Source organism: Alicyclobacillus sp. TC (assembly GCF_016804365.1).
GTDB lineage: Bacteria > Bacillota > Bacilli > Alicyclobacillales > Alicyclobacillaceae > Alicyclobacillus_I > Alicyclobacillus_I tolerans.
Genome location: NZ_CP044434.1, coordinates 450,731 through 469,322, shown reverse-complemented (window position 1 = coordinate 469,322; position 18,592 = coordinate 450,731). Strand labels below are relative to the sequence as shown.

Genomic DNA, 18,592 nt, shown 5'->3' with positions numbered 1-18,592 from the left:
CCAACTGTCTCAGCAAGAGGGATTTTCCTTGGTGAAGGCCTCGACCGATTCGTATCCGTCCGCTCCACGCCTCACGACGCTTCCACGCCGGACCGATCTACCTTATCGTCTATAAGGGGTCTTCCTTCCTTGACGGAATGGGATACGTTATCTTGAGGCAGGCTTCGCGCTTAGATGCTTTCAGCGCTTATCCCTCCCCGACTTGGCTACCCAGCTGTGCCCTTGGCAGAACAACTGGTCCACCAGCGGTCGGTTCATCCCGGTCCTCTCGTACTAAGGACGAACCCTCTCACGTATCCTCCGCCCACGGCAGATAGGGACCGAACTGTCTCACGACGTTCTGAACCCAGCTCGCGTACCGCTTTCATGGGCGAACAGCCCAACCCTTGGGACCGACTTCAGCCCCAGGATGCGATGAGCCGACATCGAGGTGCCAAACCTCCCCGTCGATGTGGACTCTTGGGGGAGATCAGCCTGTTATCCCCGGGGTAGCTTTTATCCGTTGAGCGATGGCCCTTCCACGCAGTGCCACCGGGTCACTAAGCCCGACTTTCGTCCCTGCTCGACCTGTCCGTCTCGCAGTCAAGCTCCCTTGTGCCTTTACACGCCCCGCGCGGTTTCCATCCGCGCTGAGGGAACCTTTGGGCGCCTCCGTTACCTTTTAGGAGGCGACCGCCCCAGTCAAACTGTCCGCCTGACACTGTCCCCACACCCGATTCAGGGTGCCAGGTTAGAAGACTAGCATCTCAAGGGTGGTATCCCAACATCGACTCCACACAGGCTGGCGCCCATGCTTCTGTGTCTCCCACCTATCCTGTACATGACATGCCCGTCTCCCATATCAAGCTACAGTCAAGCTCCACGGGGTCTTTCCGTCTAGCCGCGGGTAACCTGCATCTTCACAGGTATTACAATTTCACCGGGTCTCTCGTTGAGACAGCGCCCAAGTCGTTACGCCTTTCGTGCGGGTCAGAACTTACCTGACAAGGAATTTCGCTACCTTAGGACCGTTATAGTTACGGCCGCCGTTTACTGGGGCTTCAATTCAGAGCTTCGGGCTCTCGCCCTCACCCCTCCTCTTAACCTTCCAGCACCGGGCAGGCGTCAGCCCCTATACTTCGCCTTTCGGCTTCGCAGAGACCTGTGTTTTTGCTAAACAGTCGCTTGGGCCTTTTCACTGCGGCTCTTCTTCAGAGCGCCCCTTCTCCCGAAGTTACGGGGCCATTTTGCCGAGTTCCTTAACGAGAGTGCTCCCGCGCGCCTCCGTGTTCTCCACGCGCCCACCTGTGTCGGTTTCCGGTACGGGCAGATGCATTCTCCCTAGAGGCTTTTCTTGGCAGTGTGACCTCGAGCGCTTCGGTACTCTTCTTCCCTCCCCATCACCGCTCAGAGTTCTCGCCGCGCGGTTTTCCCTGCGCGACCCCCTTGCGGATTGGACGGCCTCTTCCATCCGGCCGCTCGCTCTAGCCTCCTGCGTCACCCCTTCAGTCATGCAAATCCATCTGGTACGGGATTCTCAACCCGTTCTCCTTCGACTACGCCTCTCGGCCTCGCCTTAGGTCCCGACTAACCCTGGGTGGACGATCCTTCCCCAGGAAACCTTGGGCTTTCGGCGGAGGGGATTCTCACCCCTCTTTTCGCTACTCATACCGGCATTCTCACTTCCATAACCTCCACCTTCCCTCTCAAGAAGGCTTCTCCGCTTATGGAACGCTCCCCTACCCTGTGGTCTTCCCACAGCCATAGCTTCGGTGTGTGGTTTAGCCCCGTTACATTTTCCGCGCAGCGTCACTCGACCAGTGAGCTATTACGCACTCTTTCAATGATGGCTGCTTCTAAGCCAACATCCTGGTTGTCTATGCACCGCCACATCGTTTCCCACTTAACCACCCTTGGGGACCTTAGCTGTTGGTCTGGGCTGTTTCCCTCTTGACTACGGATCTTAGCACTCGCAGTCTGACTGCCACGGTTCAATGAAACGGCATTCGGAGTTCGACGGAGCTTGGTAACCCTGGTCGGGCCCCGCACCCCATCGGTGCTCTACCTCCGTCCCTCATCCGTGACGCTAGCCCTAAAGCTATTTCGGGGAGAACCAGCTATCTCCGGGTTCGATTGGAATTTCTCCCCTACCCCCAGTTCATCCCCGGCTTTTCAACGCCGGTGGGTTCGGGCCTCCATGCGGTGTTACCCGCACTTCACCCTGACCAGGGGTAGCTCACCCGGTTTCGGGTCGATGGCAATCAACTTCTCGCCCTCTTCAGACTCGCTTTCGCTTCGGCTCCGGCTTCCCTGCCTTAACCTCGCTCATCACCATCACTCGCCGGTTCATTCTACAAAAGGCACGCCGTCATCCTTTCGGACTCCGACTGCTTGTAAGCACACGGTTTCAGGTTCTCTTTCACTCCGCTCCCGCGGTTCTTTTCACCTTTCCCTCACGGTACTCTCCGCTATCGGTTGCCAGGGAGTATTTAGCCTTAGGAGGTGGTCCTCCCTGATTCCCACGGGGTTCCTCGTGTCCCGCGGTACTTGGGGCCTGCGCTACCTCCCTCGACAAGCTTCGCCTACGGGGCTCTCACCCGCTCTGGCCGACCTTCCCATGTCGTTTGGCTCCCTTGTCTCCTTCGGCCCAGGCAAGACCCTGCCTGGCTGCGCATCCCCTCTACCCCATGATGGCAACGGGGGTCCCCTTCTCCACCATCATGGTTTAGGCTCTTCCGCGTTCGCTCGCCACTACTTGCGGAATCACTCTTGTTTTCTTCTCCTCCAGGTACTGAGATGTTTCAGTTCCCCAGGTTCCCTCCGTCTATCCTATACATTCAGATAGCGGTACCGGCCCATCACGACCGGTGGGTTCCCCCATTCGGACATCCCTGGATCTTCGCTCGCGTACAGCTCCCCAAGGCATTTCGGTGTTCGCCCCGTCCTTCTTCGGCTCCTGGCACCTAGGCATCCTCCGTGCGCCCTTTCTACCTTCACCTTTCTTCCCTCTTGCTGATTCAGTTCTCAAGGTCCTTCGAGCTTATCCCTCTCTCAAGGCATAAGTAGCTTTCGCTAAGTTCTCTCCCGAGAACCCTCAAAACTAAACACGCACGCCTCTCCACCAAACCCCTCTCTCTTCCCTAGAAAGGAGGTGATCCAGCCGCACCTTCCGATACGGCTACCTTGTTACGACTTCACCCCAATCATCGACCCCACCTTCGGCGGCTGGCTCCCTTTCGGGTTACCCCACCGACTTCGGGTGTTGCCAACTCTCGTGGTGTGACGGGCGGTGTGTACAAGGCCCGGGAACGGATTCACCGCGGCATGCTGATCCGCGATTACTAGCAATTCCGGCTTCATGCAGGCGAGTTGCAGCCTGCAATCCGAACTACGAGCGGTTTTCAGGGGTTCGCTCCAGATCGCTCTCTCGCTTCCCGTTGTGCCGCCCATTGTAGCACGTGTGTCGCCCAGGACATCAGGGGCATGATGATTTGACGTCATCCCCGCCTTCCTCCGACTTGCGCCGGCAGTCACCTGTGAGTCCCCACCTCTACGTGCTGGTAACACAGGTCAAGGGTTGCGCTCGTTGCGGGACTTAACCCAACATCTCACGACACGAGCTGACGACAACCATGCACCACCTGTCTCCTCTGCCCCGAAGGGACCTACCATCTCTGGTATCGTCAGAGGGATGTCAAGCCCTGGTAAGGTTCTTCGCGTTGCTTCGAATTAAACCACATGCTCCACTGCTTGTGCGGGCCCCCGTCAATTCCTTTGAGTTTCAGTCTTGCGACCGTACTCCCCAGGCGGAGTGCTTATTGGGTTTCCTTCGGCACTGAGGGTGGTACCCCCCAACACCTAGCACTCATCGTTTACGGCGTGGACTACCAGGGTATCTAATCCTGTTTGCTCCCCACGCTTTCGTGCCTCAGCGTCAGTCACTGTCCAGCAAGGCGCCTTCGCCACTGGTATTCCTCCACATCTCTACGCATTTCACCGCTACACGTGGAATTCCCCTTGCCTCTCCAGTACTCAAGTCCTACAGTTTCCAAGGCATTCCCAAGGTTGAGCCCTGGCCTTTCACCCCAGACTTGCAGAACCGCCTACGCACCCTTTACGCCCAGTGATTCCGGACAACGCTTGCCCCCTACGTATTACCGCGGCTGCTGGCACGTAGTTTGCCGGGGCTTCCTCTCGGGGTACCGTCTCGCAAAGAGCATTCCCTCTCCTTGCCGCTCTTCCCCCTTGACTGAGCTTTACAACCCGAAGGCCTTCCTCGCTCACGCGGCGTTGCTCCGTCAGGCTTGCGCCCATTGCGGAAGATTCCCTACTGCTGCCTCCCGTAGGAGTCTGGGCCGTGTCTCAGTCCCAGTGTGGCCGGTCACCCTCTCAGGTCGGCTACGCATCGTCGCCTTGGTAGGCCTTTACCCTACCAACTAGCTAATGCGCCGCGGGGTCCTCTCTCAGCGATGCCGTAGCATCCTTTCCCGCATCAGGCATGCGCCTCATGCGCCTATCCGGCCTTAGCACCCGTTTCCAGGCGTTATTCCGGTCTGTTAGGCAGATTCCCCACGTGTTCCTCACCCGTCCGCCGCTGGTATCTTTCGATACCCGCTCGACTTGCATGTATTAGGCACGCCGCCAGCGTTCGTCCTGAGCCAGGATCAAACTCTCAATGTCTTATTCCTTCTCCCTCGCTCTCTCGAGCTCGGGCACTTCTTCTCTGGCGTTTGGTGATGCTTGTGCGTGTTTAGTTTTCAAGGTTCTCTCGCTGCTATTAAACTCTAAACTTTTTAGAGCGTTGTCCGCAGCGACGTTTATTAATATAGCACGCCATTTTGGCAGATGCAAGTGATTTTAAGCGATTTTTAGTAACTTAAGCTTCTGAAAAAACTTTAAATTCACTCAGTGACTAGTGTAGATGGCAATATCTATTCATTATCGTTTTCAAGCGGCTTTTTTTGAACGCAAAATGGCATGCCCTCTGAGCATGCCATTCTCATTCTCAATATTTATTGTAAATTCGCAAACAACGATAGATAGCAAACTCAAAGCTATCAACCAATTTTTAGATATCCATTTCTACATCAACATTCGAAGATAGACTCGCCCGTCCTTGCGCAATCGCCAGCTGCCAGCGCAAGTATGCGTCAATAAACGGATCGAGCATCCCATCTACAACCGCCTGGACATTACCTACTTCACAGCCTGTTCGATGATCTTTGACAAGCGAGTACGGGTGAAACACATATGAGCGAATTTGACTACCCCAGGCAATCTCTTTTTGCTCACCACGTATACTGGCTAAATGCGCTTCTTGTTCTTGACGTCGGCGCTCATACAGTCGAGCTTTGAGCAAATTCATAGCTACTGCGCGGTTTTGTATTTGCGAACGTTCACTTTGACAGCTAACCACTATACCTGTCGGTAGATGTGTAATTCGAACGGCTGAATCTGTTGTATTGACATGTTGTCCACCAGCTCCACTCGAACGGTAGACATCAATTTTTAAATCTTCTGTGCGGATGTCGATCTCGATTTCATCATCGATTTCCGGTATAGCATCCACTGAAGCAAAAGAGGTGTGTCTTCTCCCTGAAGCATCAAAAGGGGAAATACGAACAAGTCGATGGACCCCTTTTTCGGCCTTCAGATAACCGTAGGCATTATGACCTTTGATCATCAAGGTCACACTCTTCAAACCCGCTTCGTCACCAGGAAGATAGTCCAATACCTCAACTTTAAAGCCTTTATCTTCCGCCCAACGAGTATACATGCGCAATAAAATGGAAGCCCAATCCTGTGATTCAGTACCTCCTGCACCTGGATGAAGCTCCAAAATGCAATTGCTTTTGTCGTATGGACCCGACAACATAAGTTCCAACTCAAAAGATTCAATTTGATTTTGCAAGTCAAGCGCAAGGCGATTTGCTTCCGAAAACAAGTCAGCATCATCTTCTTCGGCAGCCAGCTCTAACGTAACTTCCAAATCATCTTTTTGCTCTTGCAATTTTCGCATCTTTTCAATGAGCGAACGAAGTCCATTAGCCTCCGCTATAATTTTCTGGGCTTTCGAACCATCATCCCAAAAAGAAGGAAGTGCCATTTGCTCTTCTAAAGCAGCAACACGCGCTTCTTTGGTAGAAAGGTCAAAGAGACCTCCCGATATCCGCAAGCCTAGTCGCCATAGCGGAGATTTCCGAACGTAACTCACCAAATGTTTCTGCCATTCATTACCTCTCCTTCAAGCCCATCAAACTACGTCCAGTGACATCCCAAACCGCATCAACCACCCTGTATCGGAACAGCCTCCTGGATGGGTAAGTTCTGCGGAGCAGTAGCCACTGTCGATTTAAAGACATAAAGAACGATTTCCTCTTCAATAGAGTGAATCATGGCCTCAAACATTTCAAAACCTTCACGCTGATAGATAACTAACGGATCGGCCTGACCATAGGAACGCAAATGTACACCTTGCCGGAACTGATCCATTGCGTCGATATGATCCATCCATTTTGAATCAACGGTTCGCAACACAACAATTCTTTCTAATTCACGCAGAAAAGCGCCCAACTCTTGTTCTCTCTCGTCATAATTGGACAAGAAAGTTTGATAAAGCACTTGAAAAATTTCTTCCCTATCTTTATGGCGCAATTCTTCTTCGGAAATTTGCTGTGGTTTCAAAAAATGATGCTCAGCATAGTGCAATAACGCCTGTAAGTCCCAATCTTCCGGAACTTGTTCCGTGGAACAGTACACATCCAACATATGCTCAATAAGGTCTTTGCCCATACCTTCCACAATCGGTCGCAAATTGTCGGTCTCTAAAATCTGCCGTCGTTGTTTGTAAATGACTTCTCTCTGTTTGTTCATCACATCATCGTAGCGAAGAACGTGTTTCCGAACGTCGTAGTTGTTACCTTCCACTTTCTTCTGCGCCCGTTCCATGGCATTGGTGAGCATTTTGTGTTCAATCGGCACATCCTCTTCCAACCCCATACGATCCATCCAACGCTTGATATTGTCCGATCCGAACAAACGCAATAAATCGTCTTCAAGCGAAAGGAAGAATTGTGATGAACCGGGATCGCCCTGACGACCTGAACGACCGCGCAACTGATTGTCGATACGACGACTCTCATGACGTTCTGTACCAATGATATGCAGACCGCCAAGTTCCTGTACGCCCTCACCGAGCAAAATATCGGTACCACGTCCAGCCATATTGGTAGCAATGGTGACCGTTCCTCGCTGCCCTGCTTGAGCAATAATTTCTGCTTCTTTTTCATGATGTTTGGCATTCAGGACTTGATGCTTGATCCCACGCTGTGTCAGTAAATGAGAGATAATCTCCGATTTATCTATAGAAGTAGTACCCACCAAAACCGGTTGACCTTTTTCATGGCGACGAACGATTTCCTCTACTACCGCTTTGAATTTAGCCATCTCCGTTTTGTAGATGACATCACTCATATCTCTTCGAATTGTCGGACGGTTGGTAGGTATCGTTACTACATCCATACCATAAATTTCAGTCAACTCTTTTTCTTCCGTTTTTGCTGTACCCGTCATACCCGACAACTTATTGTACATACGGAAATAATTCTGCAGTGTAATGGTGGCTAACGTCTTGGATTCGTTTTGTACCTTAACGCCCTCTTTAGCTTCAATCGCTTGGTGCAAACCTTCACTATAACGGCGGCCTTGCATCAATCGTCCCGTAAATTCATCTACAATGACGATTTCATCACCCATCACCACATAATCTTTATCACGATGCATGAGACCATGCGCTTTGAGAGCTTGGGTGATGTGATGCATCAAGGTAACATGCTCCGGATCGAACAGATTCTTCACCTGGAAGAAACGTTCCGCTTTATGCATGCCACTTTCCGTCAAGTTTGCGGTTCGCATCTTTTCATCAATCTCATAGTCATCCGGTTTTAGACTGCGAACAAAAATATCTGTACGAAAATAGAGATCTGCCGATTTATCACCAGGTCCTGAAATAATGAGTGGTGTACGCGCTTCGTCAATGAGAATACTATCCACCTCGTCGACGATGGCAAAGTTCAGTTCTCTCTGCACCATTTCTTGAACACTCATTACCATGTTGTCTCGCAAGTAATCAAAACCAAACTCGTTGTTTGTCCCATAAGTGATGTCTGCACTGTAAGCTGCTTTCTTTTCTGCATGATTCATATCGTGGATATTTAATCCAACGGTCAGTCCAAGAAAGCGATGAATTTGACCCATTTGTTCCGCGTCACGCCGAGCCAAATAATCGTTAACCGTTACGACATGTACCCCTTTGCCTGACAATCCATTTAAATATGACGGCAAAGTGGCCACAAGAGTTTTTCCTTCACCCGTGCGCATTTCTGCAACACGACCCTCATGCAGGACAATGCCACCCATCAATTGAACATCAAAATGGCGCATGCCAAGTACGCGTTTCGCAGCTTCACGCGTTACTGCAAACGCGTCATACAGAAGATTGTCCAGTTTTTCTCCATTAGCTAATCTCTCTCGGAACTGCAAAGTCATGCCTTGCAATTCTTCATCCGACATGGACTCATATTTAGACTCCAAATCATTGATACGTTGAACACGACGCCTCAGCCGCGCAATTTCTCGTTCATTTCCATTGACAATATTTTTAAGGAGTCCCACGGAAAGGCTACACCCCTTTCACAGATTGAGCCTCCCGGCCCTGAAAGTCTCCATTTTAAGATTGTACAATACTGGCTGATTATAGTACAGTGGCAAGAGATACCGAATCTTTTCTTCCACTTTTCTTTTTCATTTTTAGTCTTTATCTAGCAATTCCAAACTGGCTTGAAAATAAATAGAGGTGCCTCCCCTGTGAAACTCGACCTGGTTATGATAGTGAAAGACGCCGCTTCCACACTACCTCGTTGTCTGGAAAGCTTCCGAACAGAAGTTGACGATATCATCATAATCGATACCGGATCGAGCGACGACACACAAACTGTCGCCAAACGGTATGATTCGAAAATCTACCAAATACCATGGGAAAACAACTTTGCCAAAGCACGTAATGCAGCGTTACAGAAATCAGATGCCGATTGGCGATTGGTCATTGACTCCGATGAATATCTAACGGCGGGAAACAATTTAAAAAAGGCGATTCTTGAACAACAAGCCCTACATGCATCCTTTGTGGGACGTTTGAGAATTAGGAGCAAATTTCAAACAAACGGAAACATACAATACGAAAACAGCTATGTTTCTCGAATATTACCTAGAGAAGCTTTTTATGAAGGAGCTATTCATGAGCAAGTTGTTCATCCAGGATTGCCCATTATTCAATTTGACGGTTTTGTAGTCGATCACGATGGATACTTTGGCTCTCATAAATCTGAGCGAAACATACCCATATTGATGGATCTTTTAGAAAGCGAACCGAATTCTTTTTATCACCTTTTTCAATTAGCTCGTGAACATCGAAATGTAAAACAATTTGAATCAGCTCATCAACTGCTGACCAAAGCTCTGCAAATCTGTCCAGCTACTTCCTCTATTTTTCCTATGTTAATTGTCGATTTGATTTACAATTGCATTGAACTCAAGTATTTTGAACAAGGACTATATACTATTGAAAGATATGAAAGCCAACTTGCTTGGTATCCAGATTTCCATTTTGCCTGTGGCATTTTTTATATGAAATGGATATTGTACGATCCGTCCAAATTTCTGTATTTTCCTCGAATTGAGACTGCTTATCTTCGCTGCCTTTCGCTTGGTGATGAAAATATAACAACCAGCGTGGAAGGTACAGGTTCTTATCTTGCTGCCCACAACCTTGCCAGTTTATATAAAGCATCTGGAAACTTGGAAAAAGCTAAAATCTATCAGCACTTAGAAACCAAATGGCGAAAAGATCACAGAATATCATTTTAATTTGGTTTTGTAGCTTGTTAATGGAATTTACAGAATCCATTCTCTAAATCGAATAACTGGTGTGGCGATAGCATTCGCCTCAAACATTTCTGTAATCTGCTGATATAGCAGAAAATCTTGCAGTCGATTGTCGGTTACAATGACATACGCATCTGCTGGTACTAACCGAAATTCGGAGAACACAGGAAAACTTTGTTCATTTGATAAATGATGAAGAAAGTCCCATACGCCAACAATTTGAATATTCAATTTTGCTTTCAAAAATTCTAGCAATCCAAAAGCACCAGCATCATAGCCTATTAAAAATAATTTCAAAGGTTTAGAAAACGATATGTGAATTAGCTTATCGAAAAATTCATATGAAATTCCAAGGCCCCGTTGCATAAACCACGAATATAAAACTGATTTTGTTTTGCTAAGCAGTAAAACTTGCCATTGATTCTCTTTATCTGACATAGAAGATAAAACTTCGATCCAATTTTTTATATCCTGTAAACAAGCTCCTTGTTCATAACTGGACAAATAAGGATCTTCTCTTAAAATAAACTCCAAAAGTTCTATAGCACGCAAAATTTGACTATTTTGCATTAGCTGAAATACGGCGTAAATAATTTGTAAATGTTGTCTCCAAAAACTTGAAATCATTTGTTTAAAGGGTAAAATATCACTTTTTGTTTCTTTTATAATTTGCATATCTTCCCTAACTGTGATAGCTTGCCGATAATTCAAGCTAGATTGAGATTGAACATGTATACGGTATTGCACTAATTTTTTTGACGTTGAAATAGACGGACTTGTGGAAGCAAGTTGTAGTAAGAGCTTCCAATCTGATGAATTTTTAAATCTTTCATCAAAGGGAGAATCTTCAATGAAAGATGATTTACGAAACATAACACTCGGTGGGTTGCCTATCAGATTTCCTAGTTGCCAAGAAAGACTATAGAGAGTTTTTTCAGGCCAAATTTTATCTTTCGCAAAAGCCCAAGGAAATTCAGATATTTTTTTGCCCTCAGCATCAATAAATTCTGCTACAGCAGCAACAAAAGCCAGCTTTTCATTACTTTCCAATAACTTTACGTATTCTAAAAGAGAATCTGGCGGGAGAATATCATCTTGATGTAAAAACTTAATAAATTCACCTCTCGACTGCTTTATCAGCCAATTGTGAGCAGGAAATAGTCCACGGTTAATGGAAGATGAATAAAAACGAATGCGTTGATCTTGAAAATGTTTGATGACTTCTACTGACAAATCATTTGAACCATCATCCATTAAAATCAACTCGAAATTCTCATAAGATTGATTTAAAACGGATTGAATTGATTGATATAAATATTTCTCCCCATTATATATCGGCATAAGTACACTAACGAGCGGTTCCATTGCAGGCTCCTTTAATAAAAATTGTGTACTAATTTAATAGTTGTGCTAACAATTGGATGTCTTAGGCATCTAGATTACCACGAACAATTTATGAATGAAATAACACTTTGGAGTGAACTACATTGAAGATCTTTTTTGTATTGGAACATTTGAGTGGGCGTGGCGGTGTAGAGTCTGTATTACAAACTATCACAAAAGAACTAGAGAAAATCGGACACAATATATTCATTTTTCTACCTGATCAAAGTGACCAACCGACTTGGGAAGTCAATCACAATATTATCTATTATGATGAGCGAGCTAACAGTTCTATCAATGGCATACATTTTGTTACCAAGAGAATTTTAGGACTCTCTTCCTTAGCATATCAATTGCCAAAACCAGATCTGGTTGTCGGAACTCATGTTCCTCATACAGTACTTTATAGTAAGATGGCTTTTGGACATTATGATATTCCTATCGTGTCATGGCTACACAATCCTCCCAATCTGTTTAACGACAGTCATTTTGTGAATTATGCAGATATCCATTGGTGTATTTCACAGGGTATCAAATCCATACTACAAAACACGATACCCATTTCCAAAATTTATTGGGTCGGCAATCCTATCGAACAAAATATCCCACCTGTCTCAATTCACCAAGGATCGTCTCGCTTTATTTATATTGGTAGACTGGAAAACCAACAAAAAAGATTAGATATCCTTTTTAGCGCATTACATTATTTAAAATCAGATTGGTTACTGGATATCTACGGGGATGGACCTGATAGAGACAAGCTATTTCAACTTGCAAAAAAATTAGGTATTGCATCAAAAATTAGATGGAATGGCTGGGTAGATCGCCCTTGGGAATCAATTCAAAGCGCTTCAGCACTTTTACTTACGTCTGATTTTGAAGGTTTACCAATGGTAATTGGAGAATCGCTTTCTAGAGGATTACCTGTTATTTCTTCTAAATGTCCCACTGGACCAGAAGATTTAATTCAACATGGTCAAAATGGACTCTTATTTGAACGGGGAAATGTTCAAGAACTTACAGCACAATTGATTACCTTTCAAAACCTTACCCCCAATGAACGATTAGCTATGTCTGAAAATGCTATTCTATCTGTTAAAAAATACAATAAGCATCATGTTATAGAAAGAATGTTAAATAGTATATGCCCAAATAATCAAGAAGGTGACACGATATGATTATAGATATTGTACTTGGATTGGCTACAGGTAAAGGTGGATTAGAAAATGTACTTTCAACTGTTTCCCATGAATTGATCGATCGAAAGTATGAAGTGCGAATTTTCCAATTCCAACCGCCCATATATCCGGAATGGTTGGAAACACTGCCTAATCTTTATTACTATGATCCATTTTATTTACAAAAACAAAATGCGTATCCCGGAGAAATTCCTATATTCATGCAAGCTCTCGAATACAGAAAATCATTGATAAAAATGGGTAAGCCGAATGTAATTCTCGCAACTCACACACCGTATTTTTCTCTTTTGACGCGTATGGCAATAGCGTCTTACGGAAATATGCAACCTCCCATTCTCTCCTGGTTACACGGACCAGTAGAAGCGTATGGAGGTGGAGATTTTTTACGATATGCTGACGCCCATATTGCTATTTCGAAAAGCGTTGGTCATTCTATTTCTCGTGCAGTTCAAAATCAGGTGCCAATTTATTATGCGGGAAATCCAGTGGAAATCGAATCCATCAAGCCCCTTAAGAGAGATGAACAAACTTGTCAGCTGATTTATGTTGGAAGACTTGAAAACAATCAAAAAAGATTAGATGTACTGTTGCAAGCGCTCTCTTATGTCCATGGCAGTTATCATCTAACTGTAATTGGAGATGGACCAGATAAGCAGTTTCTACAGAATCTAGCAGAACAATATCACATCTCTAACTATATTACATGGAAAGGTTGGCAGGAGAGTCCCTGGCAATCCATAACCTCAGCCAACCTATTAGTCTTATCTTCTGAATATGAAGGTTTTGGTATGGTCCTTGTTGAGGCATTAGCACGCGGAATTCCTGTCATCTCTAGTCATTGTGAAGGTCCTGACGAAATTGTCAACTCTAATAATGGATGGTTATTCCAAAAAGGAAATGTCCATGAACTAGCTAATCTTTTACAGGCTGTCTTAGATAAAAATTTAAATCTTCCAGATCCGGAATCTTGTATTCAATCTGTGCAAAAATACTCGAAAAAACAGGTTGTAGATCGAATTGAACATGCGATTCAAAAAACTTGTTTGTTAATGAGTACTGATCTCACCTCATGAATCATACGTTTACATGGCTTTGTATATACGCTTTTGCCTGCTCAATTACTTGATTCCATGTTAACATTTGAGCTAGAATTTGATTAATTTTTTCATTTTTTTGAGCATTTTCTTCTGATAGTAAGTATATTTTTTGATAAAATTTCTCTTGATTTTTCATCAAGTCGAAATATTGATTTCCTTTAGGAAACAGTACTCCTAGTCCATTAGAATGTCTAAATTCAATAGATGGATATTCTTTTTTTAATTCATCCCATAATTGATAAACTCCAAATTCATTTTCATATACTGTTATATCGTGAAAGAGCACTATTCCTTCTGGTGCTATTTTAGGTAACCATTCCTCAAAGTCATTCTTTACAGCCTCATAGGTATGAAACCCATCAATATGTAAGATATCAATGGATTCATCTGATATTAAAGGTAATGCTTCTTGAAATTTCATACGCATCAATCGTGTAATTTTTGAGAATTCATCATTAGCTATCTTTTCAACAATTTTGTATATTTCATCCGTATAGAATCCACTATGAGCATCACCACACCATGTATCTATAGCTATGCATTCACAGTTCAAACGATTATCTTTGACCGCTTGACAAAAAGAGAAGAACGATACTCCAAGATGTGTTCCAAGTTCAACAATTTTACGGGGTCTACAATAAGACACTAAATCATAGGCAAACCATCGATGGCCAATCCATGCTGGAGTAATCTGATAAGCATTATAATAGCGATCAGAAACAAACTCCCCATCATAAAAACACCAATCCATTCAAAATCCTCCCTATATCAAAATTAAACTTTTTTCCACGTTTCCGCCCATGAACGCCAGAAATTCTCCATTTCTTCATAATTCTGTTCAATATTTTGAGGTTGGATAAACCATTCAACAGACATCTTATAATAAAAAGCATAGACTTTGTCTGCAGCTTGTGAAGCTTCTAAGCTTAAATCAAGAGAACCCCGAATAAAAGTAATAATGTTTTGAATCTCTTCAATAGCTTTTCGCAGTTCTAAAATCTTTTCTTGCTTATAGCAAGAATAAATATATTTAACTAAATTTGCTGCCCGTTCATGTAAAGCTGACAGTTGCATATGAAACGGCATGGTATGCACTGAATTTTTTAAATAAATATCACTTGCCCTCATTTCTACCATCTCCGAAACACATTCTAATTGATATTTTTCATCATACTGTGACGTGGAGGAAATACCTAGTTGAATAGCAACGTTCTTTAAAAGTTGTGATTCAGGAAATTCTTTCAACCCTATCTGCAGACAAGATTGAGCAAATATGGTTCTCTCCTTAGCTAAAGCTACATCGCATTCTAACAATAATCTGGTTATGGTTAAAGAATGATTTGCAGCTTTGGCCAACCATATATCAGCAACATCTAAATTTTTATTTTTAAATGCCCGAAGTGCTAGCATTTCACACTCCCATGCAGTCTCTCCTGACCAATTAAAATCACAAGGAAGTTCAGGAAAATGCATGAGATACAGGTAGGCCTCATAGCGATCGGGTGCTTTCGGCAACCATTCTGACAATAAATCATGACAGTTAAAAAGTAAAATATCCCGTAGAAATGGAGAAATAGGCGTTGAACTGTATTCACACAAAAGAACGTTTTTCAATGTCTGAATACGATCATCTGGAAAATCAGGAATATCGTTTATTTGCAAACAACGATTATTTATTTTAATGAGTATACTTAATGAAATTAAATAAGGATTTTGAAGCCCAGTATTTATGATTTCAAGCGCCTTTTTTGGATCCTGTTTATAAAGAACTGCTAACTTTACTCTTTCTAGAACCGTTGCTTGCGCAATTTTTGACTCTATTCTTTGAATGAGATGATATATATCATCTGGAGATTTATAAAAATAAGCTTCACAATAACTAGCCAAAGCAACAGGATCTGTAATACGAGGTTCAATTTCCTGCTCAAAAAATTTTTTTTCATATGGCAAAAGATAAACTAAGGGAAAAATCAATATATCCTGATTAGGATTCTCTAAAAAAGAAGTAAAGTAGTATTGAAGCGCAGTATCTTTATCCCCCAAAGCGATCCAACATCTACCCAACATTAAAGCGGCCAGAAAACTACCCATTCCTTGTACTAAGTCAAACAATGCCTCTTTTGGATCTCCTAATTTCCTTGCAAAATTAAATTGTTCAATAGCTTCTTTGAATTTACCATTTTCCGCTAGAATCATTCCGTATCGAGTACGAAATTCGGCTAATTCTGGATATACCATGATATATTTAGAAGCTATTTCTTCTGCTTCAATGTTCTTTTGCAATCCAACAAGCGTTGTAATATGAAAGACAAAAATACGAGCCGTGATATGATCCCAACTTGAAGGCGGTTTTTTTCTTATAATATCCAAAGATTTTTTAACAATTTTTAATGCTTGATGAAAATTACTCAGACGAATATATTCTGCAAGCAAATTGGATAAGTGAAATAAATTTTGAGGATCCTTTTCCAATTCTTCTTTTAGTAAAAGAATATTTCTGGATGATTTATTTTTGTAAGTAACTATTTCATTCAAATACCCCACATGATGGATATCCAAATTAATTTTAGAAATTTGTTTTCCTGCTTTCATAATAGCCTCAGCAATTTGTTCATGCACTGAGCCATCATAAAAGTATCCATTTCGAAACAATCTTACAACAGAAACTGGTCTAGTTGAAAAAATTTTACCATTTTCACCCACGTAATTTAATATATTAACCAAAAAGCCATCTGCTTCTATATGTGTAAGTTGCTCTCGTAGAGAGTGACGCTTAATATCATCTAAATATTCGTCAGCATCAATGACGAGTATAAATTCACCCTGAGCATGTTTTAAGGACTCATTTCTTGCGTGAGCAAAATGATTATCCCAATCATAATGATAAATTTTTGAAGTGTATTCTCTGGCTATATCTAAAGTACGATCAGTAGAACCTGTATCTACCAATACAATTTCATCTACTACACCCTGCAATGATTCTAAACATCTACGCAATGTCAATTCTTCGTTTTTAACAATTAAACAAGCGGATAGCAACATAAGTAAGATTCCTCTCCAACGCCTGATAGTTATAACTACAAAGCAAATTTAGACATCATATACGCTCGATGGGCGTTGACATTGGAAAGATACGATTCATAATGAGCTTGTACTTTATCTAAGGATATTTTGATTTTTTCAATCATGTTCTGCGTATCTAAATACGCTTTTTCAATATCTTTATTTTCAATGTTATTTGTTGAAATCTGAAGAACTCGATCGATTAAATCTGAACGATGTTGTAATAAAACGAACACATCGACAAAACGTTGCTCATGAAGCGCTGAAAAAATCATGTTAGACAATTGGTGTACCGTTTGAAAATCTATGTTTTCTTTCATGTATGCTCCCCCACCAGTTTATAGAACCGGACTACCAGAAGATCCACCGCTTGACGAGGAACCACCCATTAAAGCTGACAATTGTTGCATTTGAGCCTGTGATTGTTGCATGGCCAAGTTTAATTGATTCAATTGATTAGTAAAATTCTGTACTTGTTGTTGTATTTGTTGATTAATCTGATTGAGATAGTTTTGAATATTTGTCTGCTGAGCAGCTAGTGCATTGATATCCCCTTGTAATGGACTTTGACCATTATTACCATCCAAAAACGTATTCAGTGTTTGATTCATTTGTCCAAGAACTCCACTTGTCGGAATGGCTGTGCTTGCAGAAGACTGAACCACACCAAATAATTGTTGAACAGCCTGGGCATTTTGGCTCATGGCGTTTTCAAACATGGTCTGTCCATTTTGTAAAGTACCTGTAAACTGAGAGCCAGAAAAACTGTATCCAGACGATGACTGAAATTCTAAATGTCCGTTGGTAGGATTGATAACAATTCCTACAGATGCTAAAGAATTTACAGAAGAAGAAACTGTGCTAATAACACTGTTTAACGCCTGCGGCAACTGAGATAACAAACCTGTCGCATTTGGATCAGTAAATAGTGGTCCTGATGTGCCTGCACTTCCAGAACTGCTACCAGGTGTATAGGCCGTATCTTTATTCACCAAATCGATGAGTGTATTATAAGCGCTCATCCATGTTTGAACAGCTTTTTCAGCTGATGAAGGATCAGAAGTAATACTCAAAGTTTGAGAAGATGAAGTAGTGCCAGACACTGTAATGGTGACATTAGGTATAGCCTGCGAGAATGTATTGGTCGAAGATGTAAATGATTGTCCATCAATCGTCATATTGGCATTTTGTGCTGTACTCTCATTAGTAAAACCAAATTGTCCAGTTGACGAACCACTTACGGTATCAGTAATTGTAAAACCATTGCTCGCACCCGTTTGGGAGGAAGATAGTGATAAAACATATCCATTCGTCGTATCAAGAATTTGCGCTTGAACCCCTGTTGAACTCGTATCAGCATTGATAGCTGAGGCTATACTGGATAGGCTCTCACCTGATGTAATAGAAATGGAAGCCGAACTGTTGGACGATCCTGATACTGGATTAATCGTTAATGAACCTGCCGATAGAGTGGAGGTACCTGTTGCACTACTTTGAGCATTTGAAGTTTGAATCGTAGTTTGATATGAAGCTAACTGAGTTACTTGCACGGTATACGAACCCACCTGCGCCCCTGCAGATGTGGTTGCTGAAAAAGCACTCGAATCGCTCGATGTAGCAGATACCGAATCCCAGCTCTGCGAACTAGCAAGCGTATAAGTTGCGTTCTGGAAAGTTTGCAATGCAGTTTGTAAGGCTGACAGCGCACTCTGTTGCGTTTGTAAAGTATCTAGTTGTGTCTGAGGAGCTGTTGTAAGTTGTTGAGTCAAAGCTTGCTGCATAGCTTGTGCATATTGAGTCACAGGTAAGCCGACGCCGCCAGGATTGGAAATCGTGTTCAACGCTTGCAAAGCATTAAAAGACATTGAATACACTTCCTTTCTATATAATAATAGAGAGAAGGCGTGACCTTCCTGAAGCTCGCGACGC

At 43.4% G+C, this 18,592-nt stretch carries 9 protein-coding genes, 2 rRNA genes and 1 pseudogene; 3 read left to right on the top strand and 9 right to left on the bottom strand.

The window, feature by feature from the left end; genetic code table 11:
* Nucleotides 1–28: 28 nt before the first annotated feature.
* From FY534_RS02325 to secA, 4 genes are all read right to left on the bottom strand, one after another.
* A 23S ribosomal RNA gene (locus FY534_RS02325) occupies nt 29–2,977 on the bottom strand.
* A gap of 146 nt (nt 2,978–3,123) precedes the next feature.
* Nucleotides 3,124–4,659 (bottom strand): 16S ribosomal RNA (locus tag FY534_RS02320).
* Together the 16S and 23S rRNA genes form the textbook arrangement of a ribosomal RNA operon.
* Before the next feature lie 388 nt (nt 4,660–5,047).
* Nucleotides 5,048–6,209 (bottom strand): peptide chain release factor 2 gene (prfB, locus tag FY534_RS02315; protein WP_203115066.1). Its coding sequence is split into 2 segments (ribosomal slippage): nt 5,048–6,142 and nt 6,144–6,209, totalling 1,161 coding nucleotides; the frame shifts between segments, so codons are not numbered across the junction.
* A gap of 55 nt (nt 6,210–6,264) precedes the next feature.
* Entirely contained in the window at nt 6,265–8,652 is a 2,388-nt protein-coding gene (secA, locus tag FY534_RS02310) for a preprotein translocase subunit SecA (RefSeq protein WP_072873079.1), read from the bottom strand.
* Between the two features lie 192 nt (nt 8,653–8,844).
* Here secA and FY534_RS02305 point away from each other — a divergent pair, with 192 nt between their 5' ends.
* The gene (locus FY534_RS02305; protein WP_203115065.1) at nt 8,845–9,903 is read left to right on the top strand and encodes a glycosyltransferase family 2 protein; all 1,059 of its coding nucleotides are present in this window, start codon (nt 8,845–8,847) and stop codon (nt 9,901–9,903) included.
* Between the two features lie 27 nt (nt 9,904–9,930).
* Here the strand turns inward: FY534_RS02305 and FY534_RS02300 are convergent, their stop codons facing one another.
* Complete coding sequence (locus FY534_RS02300) at nt 9,931–11,286, bottom strand: glycosyltransferase (RefSeq protein ID WP_238413627.1); 1,356 nt, start codon at nt 11,284–11,286, stop codon at nt 9,931–9,933.
* Nucleotides 11,287–11,408: 122 nt separating this feature from the next.
* Between FY534_RS02300 and FY534_RS02295 the strand changes: the two genes are divergently transcribed.
* Both FY534_RS02295 and FY534_RS02290 read left to right on the top strand, forming a co-directional pair.
* Nucleotides 11,409–12,482 (top strand): glycosyltransferase, encoded by a 1,074-nt coding sequence (locus tag FY534_RS02295; protein ID WP_072873077.1) that lies wholly within the window; start codon nt 11,409–11,411, stop codon nt 12,480–12,482.
* On the top strand, nt 12,479–13,576 hold the full coding sequence (locus FY534_RS02290) for a glycosyltransferase (protein WP_072873076.1): 1,098 nt from the start codon (nt 12,479–12,481) through the stop codon (nt 13,574–13,576). The genes FY534_RS02295 and FY534_RS02290 overlap by 4 nt, the downstream gene beginning before the upstream one ends.
* 124 nt (nt 13,577–13,700) lie before the next feature.
* Here FY534_RS02290 and FY534_RS02285 read toward each other — a convergent pair.
* From FY534_RS02285 to fliD, 4 genes and pseudogenes are all read right to left on the bottom strand, one after another.
* Nucleotides 13,701–14,351: pseudogene (locus FY534_RS02285) on the bottom strand (class I SAM-dependent methyltransferase); the annotation flags it as partial.
* A 23-nt stretch (nt 14,352–14,374) separates the two neighbouring features.
* Nucleotides 14,375–16,642, bottom strand: coding sequence for a glycosyltransferase (locus FY534_RS02280; RefSeq protein ID WP_203115063.1), 2,268 nt, complete (start codon nt 16,640–16,642; stop codon nt 14,375–14,377).
* A 35-nt stretch (nt 16,643–16,677) separates the two neighbouring features.
* Nucleotides 16,678–16,983 (bottom strand): hypothetical protein, encoded by a 306-nt coding sequence (locus FY534_RS02275; protein ID WP_072873073.1) that lies wholly within the window; start codon nt 16,981–16,983, stop codon nt 16,678–16,680.
* An 18-nt stretch (nt 16,984–17,001) separates the two neighbouring features.
* A complete protein-coding gene (gene fliD / locus FY534_RS02270; protein ID WP_072873072.1) occupies nt 17,002–18,528 on the bottom strand; it encodes a flagellar filament capping protein FliD in 1,527 nt (508 codons plus the stop codon).
* Nucleotides 18,529–18,592: the final 64 nt, after the last annotated feature.